This is a genomic window from Sphaerisporangium rhizosphaerae (genome assembly GCF_042665155.1).
In the GTDB taxonomy this organism is placed as follows: domain Bacteria; phylum Actinomycetota; class Actinomycetes; order Streptosporangiales; family Streptosporangiaceae; genus Sphaerisporangium; species Sphaerisporangium rhizosphaerae.
The window spans coordinates 82,294-98,458 of record NZ_JBHTCG010000020.1 but is presented as its reverse complement, the minus strand read 5'-3'; the positions used below and the strand labels follow the sequence as shown (position 1 = coordinate 98,458).

13 protein-coding genes are annotated in these 16,165 nt (G+C 72.2%); 5 read left to right on the top strand and 8 right to left on the bottom strand.

From position 1 onward, the window contains the following. Positions 1-47: 47 nt before the first annotated feature. Positions 48-374, top strand: a complete 327-nt coding sequence (locus ACFQSB_RS25985; protein WP_354845068.1) for a hypothetical protein — start codon at positions 48-50, stop codon at positions 372-374. Positions 375-509: 135 nt separating this feature from the next. Here the strand turns inward: ACFQSB_RS25985 and ACFQSB_RS25980 are convergent, their stop codons facing one another. The 3 genes from ACFQSB_RS25980 to ACFQSB_RS25970 form a co-directional block, all read right to left on the bottom strand. Then, the gene (locus tag ACFQSB_RS25980) at positions 510-1,346 is read right to left on the bottom strand and encodes a hypothetical protein (protein WP_380829573.1); all 837 of its coding nucleotides are present in this window, start codon (positions 1,344-1,346) and stop codon (positions 510-512) included. Between the two features lie 170 nt (positions 1,347-1,516). Beyond that, positions 1,517-2,341 carry a hypothetical protein gene (locus tag ACFQSB_RS25975; RefSeq protein WP_380829572.1) on the bottom strand — a complete coding sequence of 275 codons (825 nt, stop codon included), beginning with the start codon at positions 2,339-2,341 and terminating at the stop codon, positions 1,517-1,519. Between the two features lie 72 nt (positions 2,342-2,413). After that, positions 2,414-4,255, bottom strand: coding sequence for an AMP-dependent synthetase/ligase (locus ACFQSB_RS25970; protein WP_380829571.1), 1,842 nt, complete (start codon positions 4,253-4,255; stop codon positions 2,414-2,416). 331 nt (positions 4,256-4,586) lie between these two features. On the opposite strand from ACFQSB_RS25970, the gene ACFQSB_RS25965 reads away from it, so the two are divergent. Further along, positions 4,587-6,065, top strand: a complete 1,479-nt coding sequence (locus ACFQSB_RS25965; protein WP_380829570.1) for a peptide MFS transporter — start codon at positions 4,587-4,589, stop codon at positions 6,063-6,065. A 78-nt stretch (positions 6,066-6,143) separates the two neighbouring features. Here the strand turns inward: ACFQSB_RS25965 and yczR are convergent, their stop codons facing one another. Next, the gene (gene yczR / locus ACFQSB_RS25960) at positions 6,144-7,595 is read right to left on the bottom strand and encodes a MocR-like transcription factor YczR (protein ID WP_380829569.1); all 1,452 of its coding nucleotides are present in this window, start codon (positions 7,593-7,595) and stop codon (positions 6,144-6,146) included. Positions 7,596-7,658: 63 nt separating this feature from the next. Here yczR and yczE point away from each other — a divergent pair, with 63 nt between their 5' ends. Then, entirely contained in the window at positions 7,659-8,264 is a 606-nt protein-coding gene (yczE, locus tag ACFQSB_RS25955; RefSeq protein ID WP_380829568.1) for a membrane protein YczE, read from the top strand. Between the two features lie 68 nt (positions 8,265-8,332). Next, a complete protein-coding gene (locus ACFQSB_RS25950) occupies positions 8,333-10,135 on the top strand; it encodes a glycoside hydrolase family 15 protein (protein WP_380829567.1) in 1,803 nt (600 codons plus the stop codon). 30 nt (positions 10,136-10,165) lie between these two features. Here the strand turns inward: ACFQSB_RS25950 and ACFQSB_RS25945 are convergent, their stop codons facing one another. Together ACFQSB_RS25945 and ACFQSB_RS25940 are read right to left on the bottom strand one after the other, a co-directional pair. Then, complete coding sequence (locus tag ACFQSB_RS25945; protein ID WP_380829566.1) at positions 10,166-11,071, bottom strand: hypothetical protein; 906 nt, start codon at positions 11,069-11,071, stop codon at positions 10,166-10,168. 50 nt (positions 11,072-11,121) lie between these two features. Further along, a complete protein-coding gene (locus tag ACFQSB_RS25940) occupies positions 11,122-12,048 on the bottom strand; it encodes a S66 peptidase family protein (RefSeq protein WP_354930341.1) in 927 nt (308 codons plus the stop codon). 173 nt (positions 12,049-12,221) lie between these two features. Between ACFQSB_RS25940 and ACFQSB_RS25935 the strand changes: the two genes are divergently transcribed. Continuing rightward, positions 12,222-13,106, top strand: a complete 885-nt coding sequence (locus tag ACFQSB_RS25935; protein WP_380829565.1) for a sulfotransferase family protein — start codon at positions 12,222-12,224, stop codon at positions 13,104-13,106. Between the two features lie 87 nt (positions 13,107-13,193). Here ACFQSB_RS25935 and ACFQSB_RS25930 read toward each other — a convergent pair whose 3' ends face one another. After that, a complete protein-coding gene (locus ACFQSB_RS25930; protein ID WP_380829564.1) occupies positions 13,194-15,068 on the bottom strand; it encodes an ABC transporter ATP-binding protein in 1,875 nt (624 codons plus the stop codon). A gap of 115 nt (positions 15,069-15,183) precedes the next feature. Then, positions 15,184-16,095, bottom strand: a complete 912-nt coding sequence (locus ACFQSB_RS25925) for an enoyl-CoA hydratase/isomerase family protein (protein ID WP_380829563.1) — start codon at positions 16,093-16,095, stop codon at positions 15,184-15,186. Between the last annotated feature and the right edge of the window lie 70 nt (positions 16,096-16,165).

Below are 16,165 nucleotides of genomic sequence, written 5' to 3'. Positions count from 1 at the left end.
GGCCAACCCTGCCATTCTCCGCGAAGTCCTCAGCGCATAGTCTCCCAATGACGACATGGCTGCGGGGAGGCGACCCTTTGAGCAAGCTCACGGAAGACGAGCGCAGGGATCTGCGGGACATCCTGTCGAGCCCGGAGCTCAACGATCCACGGGTGCACGCCGACCGGGAGGTCGGCCAGCAGCTCGCGGACTTCTTCCGCAAGGACATGCCGGACGTGGACGAGGTGGTCATCGGCCGCATCTTCCTGCGGACCGCGGTGACGATCACCCAGCTCGGCGACGCCGGGATGCCGCTGGAGCAGATCGCCAACATCCTCACGCTGAGCGCCCTGGACCTCACCGCCCTGGAGCTCGCGCGCGACCCCGGCCCCTGACCGGCGGACGCGCGGCCGTAGCGGCTCGTCCGCACCCTCCGGAAACGGCGGCCCGGTCCCCCGCGAACGGCGCGAGCGCCCGGCTCCCGGGGGACTCCGGGGGACGGGCGCTCGGTTGTCGGCCGGGGCCGAGGGTCAGCGGACGACCTTCACATAGTCGGTCGCCGACGAGCCGTACAGCCCGCGGGAGCCCTCGAACACGACCTTCCACGTGCCGGACCAGTAGGCCGGGATCTTCGTGTAGAAGGACCCGTCCGGGTTGGTCTCGATCGTGTCGACGTACTCCCACTTGCCGCCGTGGGCGCGGTGGAAGTACACCTCGATCTTCTTCCAGCCGAGCTGACGCCAGTTGTGCCAGCGGTTGTCGGCGTCGCAACGGTTGTCACCCACGACGTAGGCGTCACCGTTCCACCACCAGTCGCCGTAGCACCGGGCGGTCTGCAGCTTGCCCGACAGGGAGAGCTTGCCGCCCTTCTTGACGGGCTCGGGGCTCGCATCGAACCCGGCGATGCGCGTCGCGCGCGGCCCCTGGTGCGGGTGGGCCTGCACGACCTTGACGAAGAAGGAGTCGTGCGCCTCGGCGACCTTGCCGTTGTCGCCGGTCGCCGTGACGTGAACAAGCCACTTCCCGGCCGGATCGTGCCGGTCGAGGACGATGGTCTTGTCCCACCTCTTCCAGTCCGAGCCGCTCTTGGACGCCTTCGCGGCCCCGGGGCAGGGGTTGCAGTCAGGCTGCGCGCCCTCTCCCGTGGGATCGAAGTCGATCTTCACGTCCTCGGCGCCCACGGTCGTGACCGTGACGGTGACCGCGACGTGATCGCCTCCGCGAATGACCACCGGATCGGGGGTCACTCGGACGGATTCGATGCTGACCGTGGTGTCCGGCGTCTCGTCCGCCATCGCCGGCGCGGCCACCGAGAGCGCCGAGGCGCCCATGGCGGCCGCTACCAGAGCGGTAGCGATGCGTTTCATCATGCGGAACTTCCTCTCCCCGTAGAGAAAGGCATCCCAGGGGGGGTGTGCCTACGTCATAGACGCCGAAAGAGGGGGAAAAGTTGCGCCGCCCTCACGAGAAGATTTACACATATCGGACACGCAATGAGATTGTTATACGGGGAACGGCGGCATATGTCCTATTTACGTCACGTGTGTCGGATAACCCGGATGACGCCGGCGTACCTCCGCGTCCCCGGATACACGACGCGCCACACCCCGTGCCTGCGTGGCACCCTCCGGTGGAACGCCCCTTCGCGATCGGTCCGCGCCCGCGCCTCGATCTTCCAGCGACGCCCGCCGTGCTTCCTGAACTGGATGCTCACCCGCTGTCGGGGGAAGGACCAGTAGTCGAACCTGCCGGTCGGGTCCACGCGCATCAGCGTCCCGCTCACCCGCAGCGCCCTTGGCCGCCTGCGCGCCCGCACGGCCTGGACGCCGGTGAGCGTGCTGGCCTTCCTGAACAGGAACGAAGTGGCGGCCGTCGTCCGCCGCCCGCGGGCGTCCCTGACCGTGGCGACCGCCCTCCACCGGCCCGCCGGGTACCACCGGGACAGGCGCACCGGCGGGGTGAACCGCCAGACCTCCCAGCCGCCGCCGCGCGCGTGGCGGAGCGGCGGCGGGGCGGCCCGTCCACGGCCCCGCCGGCCGGGCTCGACCCGCAGGGTCACGCCGCGGGGGCCGGCGGCGCCCCGGGCCACCACCTCGACCACCAGCCGCACCCCGCGCCTCGGCCGCGCGACCGGCTCCCGGGGAAGGACGCGCACCGACCTGATGGCCGGCCGGTCCGGCGCGGACCGGGCGGCGGGTGGGTCCGTGGGCTCCGGCCCCGCCTCGGCGGGCGGGCGCCCGCCGAGCGCGCGCGCCTCCACCGCCCCGGCCGCGGCGGCGGAAGGCGCCGAGAGCGCCTCCGCCAGGACCGTGAGCGCGGCCAGCCCCGCGGCCGACGACGTGAGCAGACGTCTCAAGGTCATGGCCTGGAGGGTAGGCGGCCGCAGGTAAGGGCACGGGGCCCGACACGCCCCGCGCCCGGCAAAACGCCCGCGTCAGGCCCCGTACATCTCCTCGATGATGGCGGCGTACTTCGCGTGCACGACGCGGCGCTTGAGCTTGAGGCTCGGGGTGAGCTCCTCGGTCTCGGCGGTCCACTCGACGGGCAGCAGGTGCCACCGCTTCACCTGCTGGACGCGGGCGAGCTTGGCGTTGGCGGCGGCGACGGCCGCGTCCACCTCCTTGAGCACGTCGGGGTGCTCGGCCAGCTCGGAGAGCGAGGCGAACTCGATGCCCCGCCCCTTGGCCCAGACGGGCGCGACCTCGCCGTCGAGGGTGAGGATCGCCACCACGAAGGGCCTGCGGTCGCCGTAGGCGAGCGCCTGGCCGATGAGCTGGTGCTCCTTGAGGAGGTTCTCGGTGTTGGCCGGCGAGATGTTCTCCCCGCCCGCGGTGATGATGAGCTCCTTCTTGCGGTCGACGATGCGCACGAAGCCGTCCTCGTCGATGGACCCGACGTCGCCGGTGTGCAGCCAGCCCTCCTCGTCGATCAGCTCGGCGGTGGCCTCGGGGCGGTCGAGGTAGCCGGCGGTGTTGGCCAGGCTGCGCGTGAGGATCTCGCCGTCCTGCGCGACGCGCACCTCCACGGCGGGGAAGGCCCGGCCGACGGTGCCGAGCTTGAACATCTCGGTGCTGTTGCCGGTGAAGGCGCCGCTGGTCTCGGTCATCCCGTAGACGTCGACCACCCGCATGCCGAACCCGGCGAAGAACCGCTGCACCTCCAGCGGCATCGGGGCGGCGGCGGTGGCCAGCCACCGCGCGTTCTCGAACCCGATCATCGAGCGGACGACGGACAGCAGCGCGGCGTCGGCCTGCTCGTAGGCGGCGGTGACCTCGGCGCTCGGCGTCCGGCCGTACTGGCAGGCCTCGACGTAGGCGAGCCCGGCGGCCATGGCCGCGCGGACCCTCTGCTGCTCCTGCTCGGGCTGGGTGGCCAGCAGCGCCTGCAGGCGGGCCATCATCTTCTCCCACACCCGTGGCACGCCGAAGAAGAACAGCGGCTTGACCTGGGCGAGCACGGTGCCGAGTTCGGCGAGGTCGGGGCAGAAGTGGACGTGGTAGACCTTGAACAGCGGGATGTAGAGGCTGAGCACCCGCTCGGCGACGTGGGCGTAGGTGAGGTAGGAGATCTGGGACCCGTGGTCGGGCAGGCCGGTCAGGCGGACGCTGACGGCGACCTCGAAGCAGATGTTGGCGTGGGTCAGCGGCACGCCCTTGGGGTTGCCGGTCGTGCCGGAGGTGTAGAGCACGGTCAGCACGTCGTCCGCGGACACCTCGGCGGCCCGCGCCTCGGCGGCGGCGGGGTCGGCCGCGAGGGCGCGTTCGCCGAGCGCGAGGAAGTCGTCCCAGCTGATGAACAGGTCGCCTTCGGGGCAGTCGGACAGGACGATGACCTTGCGCAGGCCGGGCACCTCGTCGAGGATCGGCGTCCAGCGCGCGAGGTCGGCGGCGCCCCCCAGCACCGCGATCTTGGCGTTGACGTCCCTGGCGACGAAGGCGACCTGGTCGGGGGCGAAGGTCGCGTAGATGGAGCACGCCACCCCGCCGGCGTGGACGGCCCCGAGGTCCGCGAGCACGTGCTCGGTGCGGTTGACCATCATCAGCGCGACGGCCTCGCCGCGCCCGAGGCCGAGTTCGGCGAGGCCGGCGGCGATCGCGAGCACCCGCCGCCGGGCCTGTGAATAGGTCAGGGTCGTCCAGCCGTCGCCCGACCGGTCGGAGTAGGCGGGCGCGTCCGGAAAGCGTTCCGCCGTGACTTTGAGCTGTTCGCAGATGGTGTGGCCGGCGATCTCTTGCTCGATTTCCCTACGTTCGGCAAGGACCCGGGGGTCGGCCATTTCGCCTCCAGAAGTGCCCACTTACATGAATGGCATGAATCGCACCACAGCTCGTTCACATCGAACAAGCCCCTGGAAGTGAGAACACGCGTGACCCCGGTCGTTCCCGGGCTCCCCGCACCGGTTTCCCTTACCCTCGGTGATCGGCTCCTATGGAAATCCGGAAAATGAATTCCGGCACTAAGCAATAAAACGGACGAACGTCACGTTAAGTCCAGAAAGCACGCCCACGGTGCCGCTCAAGGCGCGACGGCGAGGACCCCCGCCTCGGCGACGCCCTCGGCCCGCCGGGCGCCGGCCAGGCAGTGAACGCGCACGGGGGGCGTACCGCATGTCGCAGGAACTCAGCACGCAGGTGGAGGAGCGCAGGGTCTTCGGGCATCCGCGCGGCATCGTCACCCTGTTCCTCACCGAGATGTGGGAGCGCTTCAGCTTCTACGGGCTGCGCGCCATCCTGTTCTTCTTCCTCACCGCGACCGTCGTCCAGGGCGGCCTCGGGATGCCCAAGCCCACCGCCACCGCGGTCGTCGGCGTGTACGGGGCGCTGGTCTACCTGCTGGCGCTGCCCGGCGGCTGGATCGCCGACCGCGTGCTCGGCGCCCGCCGCGCCGTGCTCATCGGCGGGTGCGTCATCATGCTCGGCCACATCAGCATGGCGATCCCGCTGCGCGGCCCGGCGCTCATCTGGCTCGGCCTGGCGCTGATCGTCGCCGGCACCGGCCTGCTCAAGCCGAACATCTCCACGATGGTCGGCGCCCTGTACCCCGAAGGGGACAACGCCCGGCGGGACGCCGGCTTCTCGATCTTCTACCTGGGCATCAACGTGGGCGCGTTCGCCGCGCCGTACGTGGTGAGCAACCTGGCCAAGGACGACCGCTGGCACCTGGGCTTCGGCGCCGCCGCGGTCGGCATGGCCATCGGCCTGACACAGTACGTCGCCGGCGGCCGCCATCTGCGGGGCGCCGGCGAGACGCCCGGACACCGCCTCACCCCTCAGGAGCGGCGCCACTTCGGACTGGTCGCGGCGGCCGGCCTGGGCGTCGCGGCGGTGGCGCTCGCCCTGTGGGCGGCGAGCGGGACGCTGACCGTCGACCGCTTCACGGTGGCGCTCACCCTCTTGACGATCATGGTCCCGGTCGGGTATTTCGCCTACATCCTGCTCGGCAGCCACAACCTGACCCCCGTCGAGCGCACCAGGATGAAGGCCTACATCTGGCTGTTCGCCGCCGCCGCGATCTTCTGGATGATCTACGACCTCGCGCCGACCGTCCTCAACGACTTCGCGGCCGTGCACACCGACCTGCGGATGTTCGGGCACTCCATCACGGCCGCCACCACGCAGTCGTTCAACCCGCTGATGATCATGGTGTTCGTGCCGGTCTTCGCGGCGCTGTGGGTGAAGCTCGGCGACCGGGTGGGGGCGGCGCAGAAGTTCGCGTTCGGCCTGTTCATGATCGGCGTCAGCTTCGTGGTGATGGCGCTCGCCGCCCGGTTCGCCGAGACCGGGCGCATCTCGGTCTGGTGGCTGTTCCTGGTCTATCTCGTCCAGGTCTTCGGGGAGCTGTCGCTGAGCCCGGTCGGGCTGTCGGTGACCGTCGAGCTGGCCCCGCACGCCTTCCGCAGCCAGATGCTCGGCGTGTGGTACCTGTCCTTCGCCGTCGGCGACGCCATCGGGGGCCAGACCGCGCGCCTGCTGCGGGTGATGTCCGAGCCGGCGTACTTCACCACGCTCGCGGCCATCGCGGTCCTGGCCTCGGGCGTCCTGCTGGCCTTCGCCCACCGGCTGCGCGTGCTGATGGGCGAGGTGTGACGGCGGCCCCCGGCCGCTCGCCGGAGCGTCCCGGCGCCGCCCCGGCGAAGGTGTGAGGCGCGGCAGCGCCGCGGCCGGTCAGAGGGAGGGGGTCAGCGCGGCGTCCCGCGGCCCGGGCACGGGAAGGGAGCCCGGCGAGGCGGCCGCGGCGCGCGCGGCGGCCAGGCGTGGCACGGCGTCGGCGAGCGCCCGCGGCGGCATGGTGAACGGCAGGCGCAGGTAGCGCTCCAGCGTGCCGTCCACGCCGAACCACGGGCCGGGCGCCAGGCGCACTCCCCGGGCCGCCGCCGCGTCGGCGAGCGGCGTCGCGTTCGGGGCGTCCAGCCGCACCCACAGCGACCCGCCCCCGCGCGGCTCGGTGAAGCGCCACTCGGGCAGCAGCGCGCGCAGCGCCCCGGCGAGGGCCGCGCGGGAGGCGCCGAGCGCGCGGGCCCGTTCTGCCTTGGCCGGCCCGATGCGCTCGAACAGGTGGGCCACCACGAGCTGCTCGATCAGCGGCGCGGCGATGTCCACCCCGGCACGCAGCACGGCAAGGCGCCGCACCATGGCGCTGGTGGCGCGGATCCAGCCGATGCGCAGGCCGCCCCACCACAGCTTGGAGGCCGAGCCGATGCTGATCACCCGGCCGTCGGTGTCGAACGCGGCCAGCGGCCGGGCCGCGGGCATCTCGTCGACGGCCAGCTCGGCCCAGCTCTCGTCCACCAGGAGCGTGGTGTCGTACCTGCGGGCGGCGCGCACCAGCTCGGCCCGGCCGGCGTCGTCCATGAACAGGCCCATGGGGTTGTGGAAGTCGGGGATGACGTAGCCGAGCCGGGTGGCCGACTGCCGCATGGCGCAGGCCATCAGGTCCAGGTCCCAGCGGTCCTCGGGGAACCCGACCGGCACCAGCCGGGCGCCGCGCAGGCGGGCGGCGTCCAGGGCGTGGGGGTAGGTCGGCGACTCCACCAGCATCGGGTCGCCGGGACCGGTCAGCAGGGTCATGACCAGGTGGATGGCGTGCTGGGCGCCACCGGTGACCAAGATCTGGTCGGGCCGGGTGGCAAGACCCCGGGCGCCGTACCGGGCGGCGATCGCCTCGCGCAGCGGCGCTATGCCGACCGGGTCGTAGCCGGTGCCCAGGCCGTAGCGGGGGTAGGTCTCGGCGGCGGCGGCCAGCGCCTCGGGAAGCAGGGACGTCGCGGGCGGGGCGGCGGCGTGCAGGGGGATCAGGCCGTCGTCGCGGGGGACGACCCACGGGTTGTCGGTGCCGAGCGCGCCTGGATCCGGCAGGGTCGTCCAGCTTCCCGCGCCCTGGCGGCTGTCGAGGTAGCCCTGCTCGCGCAGCCGATCGTAGGCGGCGGTCACGGTGGTGCGGCTGACGCCGAGGGCCTGCGCCAGGTGGCGCTCGGCGGGCACGCGCACGCGCGTCGCCAGGCGGCCGTCCAGGATGAGCCCGCGCAGACGGTCGGCGAGCGCGCGGTAGTACGGGCGGGTGTCCGGCGGCAGGTCGACCAGCCGGGCCAGCCATGGCCCACTGACATAGCGCTCCATAAGGCCACTTTCTCTGATTGGCCCTTTAGTGGCAAGCCAATGGCGGCCGACCATGGCCGCACCATGACTGAGATCTCCCTGCCCCACGTCGGCTCGCTCCCCGCCCGCCTGCTGCGCCTGTACGCCGGGCTGTTCCTCTACGGCGCCGGCATCGCCCTGCAGGTCGAGTCCGGTCTCGGCAACGACCCGTGGGACGTCTTCCACCAGGGCCTGGCCGTGCGCACGGGATGGTCGATCGGCACGTGGATCATCGTGGTGGGCGCCGCCGTCATGGTCTTCTGGATCCCGCTCAGGCAGCGCCCCGGCCTCGGCACGGTGAGCAACATCGTCTTCCTCGGGCTGTTCGCCGACCTGGTGATCTGGGTGCTGCCCACCCCCGGGCACCTGGTGGTGCGCTGGGCCTACCTGCTGGCCGCCATCGTGGTGATCGCCGCCGCCACCGGCCTGTACATCGGCGCCGGGCTCGGCCCCGGGCCCCGCGACGGGCTGATGACCGGGCTGAACCGTCTCGGCCTGTCCATCAGGACGGCGCGCACGCTGGTCGAGCTGAGCGTCCTGGCCATCGGCTGGCTGCTCGGCGGCACCGCCGGCGTGGGCACCATCGCCTTCGCGGTGCTGATCGGCCCCCTCACCCAGTTCTTCATGCCGCTGATGCGTCCACGCGGCTGACGCCCGCGAGGCCGGGCCCGTCGCCCGAGGCGTGCGCCGCGAGCCTTCAGGCGTACTAGCGTGACGGCATGCGGATCGAGGACTACGCACTCATCGGCGACATGCAGTCGGCCGCCCTCGTCGGCCGGGACGGGTCGATCGACTGGCTGTGCCTGCCCCGTTTCGACTCCCCCGCCTGTTTCGCGGCACTGCTGGGCGAGGAGCGCAACGGCCACTGGTGGATCGGCCCGGCCGGGCCCGGGCGGCGGCTGAGCACCCGGCGCCGCTACCGCGAGAACACCCTCGTCCTGGAGACCGAGTGGGACACCGAGGGCGGCACGGTGCGGGTCACCGACTTCATGCCGCCCCGGCATGCCAACCCCGACCTGGTGCGGGTCGTCGAGTGCCTGTCCGGCAGCGTCGAGATGGGCACGCTCATCCGCATCCGCTTCGACTACGGCCGCATCGTGCCCTGGGTGCGCCGCGACGACGGGCTGCTGCAGGCCATCGGCGGGCCCGACTCGGTGTGGCTGCACTCCCCCGTGCCGCTGCAGGGCGGCGACTACGCCCACAAGGGGAACTTCCGCGTGTCGGCCGGCGACCGGCTGGCGTTCGTGTTCACCTGGCACCCCTCCCACTCGCCGAAGCCGCCGAGCATCGACCCCCTGGAAGAGCTGGACGAGACCGAGGCGATCTGGCGCGAGTGGATCTCCCAGTGCACCCCGCGCACCGAGGAGCGCTGGCGCGAGGCCGTCGACCGCTCGCTGATCACGCTCAAGGCCCTCACCTACTCCCCCACCGGCGGCATCGTGGCCGCGCCCACCACCTCCCTGCCCGAGGACATCGGCGGCGTCCGCAACTGGGACTACCGCTACTGCTGGCTGCGGGACGCCACGATGACCCTCGACGCGCTGCTCGGCGCCGGCTACGTCGAGGAGGCCCGCGACTGGCGCGAGTGGCTGCTGCGCGCCATCGCCGGCCGCCCGCAGGACCTGCAGATCATGTACGGCGTGGCCGGGGAGCGCCGCCTGCCCGAGATGGAGCTGCCCTGGCTGGAGGGCTACGAGGACTCCCGGCCGGTGCGTCTCGGCAACGCCGCGGTCGACCAGCTCCAGCTCGACGTGTACGGCGAGGTGATGAACTGCCTCTATCTGGCGCGGGCCTCCGGGCTGACCTCCATCTCGCGCACCTGGGCGATCCAGCGGTCGCTGATGGAGTTCCTGGAGTCCCACTGGGACGAGCCGGACGAGGGCCTGTGGGAGGTCCGCGGGCCCCGCCGGCACTTCGTCCACTCCAAGGTGATGGCGTGGGTGGCCGCCGACCGGGTGATCCGGCAGGTCGAGCGGTTCGGGCAGAGCGGCCCGGTCGAGCGCTGGAGCGACCTGCGCGGGCGCATCCACGCCGAGATCATGGAGAAGGGCTACGACGCCGAGCGCAACACCTTCACCCAGTCCTACGGGTCGCAGGAGCTGGACGCCTCGCTGCTGCTGATCCCGCAGACCGGCTTCCTGCCGCCCGACGACCCCCGCGTCACCGGGACCATCGACGCGATCGAGCGCGAGCTGATGTCGGACGGCTTCGTGCTGCGCTACCCGATCGCCCACCAGAACACCGTGGACGGCCTGACCGGCGGCGAGGGGGCGTTCCTGGCGTGCAGTTTCTGGCTGGCCGAGGCGCGGGCGATGGCCGGCCGGCGCAAGGAGGCCGTCGAGATGTTCGAGAAGCTGCTGTCCCTGCGCAACGACGTGGGGCTGCTGGCCGAAGAGTACGACCCCCGCTACGGGCGCCTGGTCGGCAACTTCCCCCAGGCCTTCAGCCACGTCCCGCTGATCCACACCGCGCACACCCTGTCGCGCCCGGCCTCCACCCCGCGCCACACCGCCCTTCTCTAGGCCGCGCCCGCCTCTCCCCCGGCGGGGCCTCTAGCGGTCCTTGGCCATGGCGGCCAGGAGGCGGGCGAAGTCGGGGGGCGGGGCGACGACCAGGCGGCGCTGGCCGTTCTGGACGACCAGGTCGGCCTGGATGCGGGTCAGCCTGCCGTGGTTCCACCAGTACACGTGCGGGCTGAGCCCGTCGTCGTGCGCCCGGTACTCGCGGTGGGCCAGCAGCCACAGGCGCTCGATGGCGCGCATCACCGACAAGCCGTCGATGGGATGGACGATCATCTCGCCGGGACGGGGAAGCGCCACGATGAGCCCGTCGGAGGAGACCACCAGGTAGTCCTGGATCTTGCGCAGGTGCACGGCGGAGCTGGCCGGCGAGCCGGACATGACGTAGGCCGCGATGCCGTCGAGGTCGACGCGCTCGGCCGCCAGCCGCTCGTCGGCGAGCACGTTGCGCCCGGCGGCCTCCAGCGCCTCGGCCGGCGGGACCGGCCAGCAGAACGCCTCCTCGGGGCGCACAGGGCGCCCGGAGACGGTGAGGATCTCGATCAGGTCCGAGCCGAGGTGGCGGCCGATCAGCCGGGAGGGGTCGTCCTCCAGCCCGTCGGCGAGCACCACCCGGGTACGCAGCAGCGGACGGACCTGGGCGTAGTCGCACACGTCCGGCAGGTCCTCGGGCCGGGCCACCGCCCGGGCCAGGTGCTCGGAGACCAGCACCGGCCAGTCCTCCCGCGACCGCCGCGCCGCCTCGCGGCGCAGCCCGTCCAGCCGCACCGTCACCGTGCGGGGCCCGGTGAGCTCCATCGAGGAGGCCCCGGACCGCAACGCGTGGTCGTAGCCGAGGCTCTCGGCCACCAGCGTCAGCAGGGAGTCCAGGTCGGCGTCCTCGATCGCGCGCCGCGCCGCGCCGGCCCGCCGGTCCCGGTATCGCCTGAACAAGCCCACGCAAGGCTCCCAACTGCCACTGTTTCCCCCGGTGTTCCCCCGACCTGCGCCTACAGTGCCGCAGCGGGGTCGCGGAACAGGCAAGTCAAAGAGCACGATTCGGTATCAATGACCGCGTCCGCTCCCATCCAGGCGGTGAACTGTGGTGTCCCGTGGCCGATCGGCACCCCGGCGATCATCGGCACGCCGAGCGGGGCCAGCCGGTCGACCAGCGCCGGCATCGGGTCGCCGCAGCCGACCCACGAGCCGAGCACGATGCCGAGGGCGCCGGTCAGGCACCCTGCCGAGATCAGCTGGGTCAGCATGCGGTCGACGCGGTAGGGGTCCTCGCCGATGTCCTCCAGCAGCACGATGTGCCCCTGCCCGCGCATGGCGTACGGGGTGCCGCACAGCGCCGCGAGCAACGACAGGTTGCCGCCGGTGAGCGGGCCCTCGGCGTGGCCGGGCACGATCACCTGGTCGCCGGCCACCGGGTCCGGCATGTCGCCCTCGAACAGCGAGGCGCGCAGGTGGGCCAGCGAGGACGGCTCGGGGCCCTCGGGGTCGCTCAGTGTGGCGCAGGCCGGCATCGGGCCGAAGCAGCCGGCGACGCCGAGCCGCACGGCGAACGCCTGGTGCAGCGCGGTGATGTCGCTGGACCCGAGCAGGATCTTGGGCCGAGCCGTCCCCATGACCGCCCAGTCGAGCAGGTCGAGCAGGCGGGTGGCGCCGTAGCCGCCCCGGGCGCAGATGACGGCCCGCACGCTCGGGTCGCACCACGCCTCCTGCAGGTCGGCCGCCCGGCCGGCGTCCGACCCCGCGAGGTAGCCGCGCCGGTTGAGGACTCTGGGCATGACCACCACGTCCAGGCCGATCTCGGTGAGGACCTGGCGGCCGCGCGCCAGGCGCACCGGGTCGACCGGGCCGGAGGGCGCGACGACGGCCACCCGGTCGCCGGGGTGGAGCCGGCCGGGGACCCACAGCCGTCTGTCCCTCATCGCCCGCCTCCCATACCCCGAATTCGTGCTGATTTAGGGGCGTCGAAAACCCGTGAATGGGCGGAAACCGCCACAGTTGTGAGTACGCTTACCCAGGTGACGCCATGTACCACCGACGGGCGGGGCGTGGCCGGTTCGTTCACCTCGCAAAGGGTGTCAGACTGTCCTCACTTATGCGACCCCCGACCCACATCCTGGTGGTCAACGGCATCAAGGTCCGCAGGCCGGTGTTCGTGCTCGGCGCGCCGCACTCCGGCGTTGACCTCCTCGCGCGTGCGCTGAAACGCTCGCCCGGCTTCCACCTCACGATGGGCCGGGCGGCGGTCGCCCACGTGGTCTACGCCTTCGCCCGCCGTCCCTCCATCATGCGCAGGAAGGGCGGCGGCGCCGTCCGGGTGCTGCGCGACGCCCTGGCCGAGGCCTGGCAGATCGTCCCCGGGGCGTGCGCCGAGTGCCCGGCGTCCTGCCGGGAGGCCGGGGCCGTCACCGGCGGCGGCCCGTGCGCCTCGCCCGGCGCCGTCGTCCGGTTCGGCGACGCCAACCCCGACCTGCTCTACAGCGCGCCGGTGCTGCTCCAGGCCTTCCCCGACGCCCGTTTCATCCAGCTCATCCGGGACGGCAGGGACGTCACCGCGGACATGCTCGCCGACCGGACCTCGATGAGCCTTTTCCGCACCAGCATGCTCAGCGACGAGACCGAGTTCCCCAACCCCTTCCTCGGGGTCAACTCCAGCGAGCACCGCGAGAAGTGGACCGCGATGGACTCGGCGGGCAAGTGCGCCCTGCGCTGGCGCAGCGCCGTGCGCCTGAGCGCCGCGCTGCGCCAGGAGATGCCGCCCGACCAGCTCCTCACGGTGCGCTATGAGGAGATGGCCCAGTCCCCGGGCGCCACGGTGGCGGCGGTGTCGGAGTTCGTCGAGAGCCGGGTCTCCAAGGTCGCGCTGTACGGCGCGGGCGCGCCCAAGGTCGGCGCGTGGCGCTCCCGGCTGCGGCCCGACGACCTCGCGCTGGTCGAGAAGGTCGCCAAGGAGGAGCTCACCCGCCTCGGCTACCTGTGACCCGGCGCACGCGGGCGCCGGGAGGCCGCCGGCACCGGGACGGGCGCTCAGGACCTCCTCGAACCGCCCCGTCCGCGGCCGGCGGCGCTAGCGCTGGTGCTCGAACTGGGTGCTGTACAGCTCGGCGTAGGCGCCGTTCGCCGCGAGCAGGTCGTCGTGGCGGCCACGCTCGACGACGTGGCCGTCCTCCACGACGAGGATCTCGTCGGCCTCGCGGATCGTGGACAGGCGGTGGGCGATCACCAGTGAGGTGCGGCCGGCCAGCGCCGTCTTCAGCGCCCGCTGCACCGCCGCCTCGGACTCGGAGTCCAGGTGGGCGGTCGCCTCGTCGAGCACGACGACCCGCGGGGCCTTCAGCAGCAGCCGCGCCAGCGCGATGCGCTGCTTCTCGCCGCCCGACAGCCGGTAGCCGCGGTCGCCGACGACGGTGTCCAGCCCGTCGGGCAGCCCTTCGACCAGCTCGGAGATCTGCGCCGCGCGCAGCGCCTCCCAGATCTCCTCCTCGGAGGCGCCCGGGCGGGCGTAGCGGAGGTTGGCGCCGATGGTGTCGTGGAACAGGTGGGCGTCCTGCATCACGACGCCCACCGTGTCGCGCAGCGAGGCCAGCGTGACCTCGCGCACGTCGGCGCCGTTGATGCGCACCGCGCCGCCGGTCACGTCGTACAGCCGCGACACCAGCGAGGTGATCGTGGTCTTGCCCGCGCCGGACGGCCCGACCAGCGCGATGAGCTGACCCGGCGCGGCGGTGAAGGTGACGCCCTTCAGCACCTCCTGGCTCGGGCCGGTGTCGGGCCTGGCCACCGACTCCAGGGAGGCCAGCGAGACCTCCTCGGCGGCCGGGTAGCGGAACTGGACGTCGTCGAACTCGATGGTGACCGGCCCGCCGGGCAGCGGCCGGGCGTGCGGACTCTCGGCGACCATCGGCTTCAGGTCGAGCACCTCGAACACCCGGTCGAAGCTGACCAGCGCGGTCATCACATCGACGTGGACGTTGGACAGGCTGGTCAGCGGGCCGTAAAGGCGCATGAGCATCGCGGCGAGCGCCACCAGCGTCCCGAGCGGGAAGGCGCCGTCGACTACGAGCACGCCGCCCGCCCCGTACACCAGCGCGGTGGCGAGCGCGGCGACCAGGCCGAGGGCGACGCGGAACACCGTGCCGTACATGCCGACGGTGATGCCGACGTCGCGCACCCGGCCGGCCCGATCGCTGAAGTGCGAGGCCTCGTCGTCCGGCCGGCCGTACAGCTTGGCGACCATGGCGCCGGCGACGTTGAAGCGCTCCGTCATGACCGAGCTCATCTCGGCGTCGAGCTGCATCTGCTCGCGGGTCAGCCCGGACATGCGGCGCCCAACGTACCGGGCGGGGAAGATGAAGATCGGCAGCAGGATCAGCGCGACCAGCGTGACCTGCCACGACAGGATCAGCATCGCGCCGAGCACCATGATCAGGCTGACCACGTTGGACACCACGGCCGACAGCGTGCTGGTGATGGCGCGCTGGGCGCCGATGACGTCGCTGTTGAGCCGCGAGACCAGCGCGCCGGTCTGGGCGCGCATGAAGAAGGCCACCGGCATGCGCTGGACGTGGTCGAACACCTCGGTGCGCAGGTCGTAGATCAGGCCCTCGCCGATGCGCGAGGAGAACCAGCGCTGGGCCAGCCCGAGCCCGGCGTCCACCAGGGCGAGGCCGGCGATGATCAACGACAGCATGACCACGACGTCGGCCCGCCGCGGGATGATGCCGCCGTCGATGATCGACTTCAGTAGCAGCGGGTTGGCGATGACGATCACCGCGTCCAGCACGACCAGCCCGAGGAACGCGGCGATCTGCCCGCGGTAGGGCCGCGCGTACCGGGAGATGCGCGGCACCGTCCCCGGCGTGAGCCGTTCTTTGGTCACCGAGCTGTCCCGCCGCAGGGACCGCATCACCTGGGGACCGTATCCCCCGCCCATCATCGCCATCAACCGTCCGCCGATCCTCTCACCGCGCGCCCCGGGACCGGGCCTCGCCCGATCCCTCCTCCCGCCAAGCAGGAGAACCGGCCCCCCGATTCCCCGGTCAGCTCAAGGCGAACGATCACGCCTGACGGACGCCCCCGAACAGCGCTTTGATGCGTGCCCGCTGCTCGGCGCGCTCGGCCGCCGCCTGCTCCTCCAACGTGCGGCCGGACGCCCCCTGCAGCAGCCGCTTGGTCGCCGCCGCCGCGTCACGGTCGGTCGCCAGCAGGGACGTGGCCAGCTCCTTCGTCGCCGCCTGAAGCTCGTCCCCGGGGACGACGCGTTCGGCCAGGCCGAGCCGCAGCGCCTCGCCGGCCTCGACGACGCGCGCGCTCAGGCAGATCTCCACGGCACGGGACAGGCCGACGAGATCGACCAGCGGCTTGGTGCCGGTGAGGTCGGGGACGAGCCCGAGCGCGGGCTCTTTCATGCAGAATTTGGTGTCATCGGCGATGACGCGCAGGTCGCAGGCCAGGGCAAGCTGGAATCCGGCCCCGATCGCGTGCCCGTGCACGGCCGCGATGGACACGATGTCGGGGCGGCGCAGCCACAGGAAGCCCTCCTGGAACTCCCTGATGCGCTGGTCGATCGTCCCGCCGTCGAGCGCGGCCGCGGACGCGAACGACCCCTGCCCCGAGACACCCTCGGGCGTGAACAGCCGCACGTCTATGCCGGCTGAGAAGGACGGCCCCTCGCCTCGGACCACGACGACGCGCACCTGCTCAGGCAACGTTGTGCCGATCTGAGCCAGAGCGGACCAGGTGGCGAACGTCTGGGCGTTCCGCCGCTCGGGCCGGTCAAGTGTGATCGTCGCGATCTCGCCGTCCACCTCGAAGCGCAGACCGATCTCCGCGAGCTGTTCGCTGTCAGGGGCTCCCTCAGCCTCGCCACGCACCCCTCCGGCGCGCGTCAGCGCTCCATGCGTGCCCGGCTCGGCCTCCTCGCTCGCCGAGGTGTCCGCCGCACTCCCCCCTGTCGCCGCTTCCGCCATCGCCCGCTCCGTCCCCATGCCTCACTGTCCCGTCACGCCCGAACCCACTGCAGGTTCCAGAATGAGATTC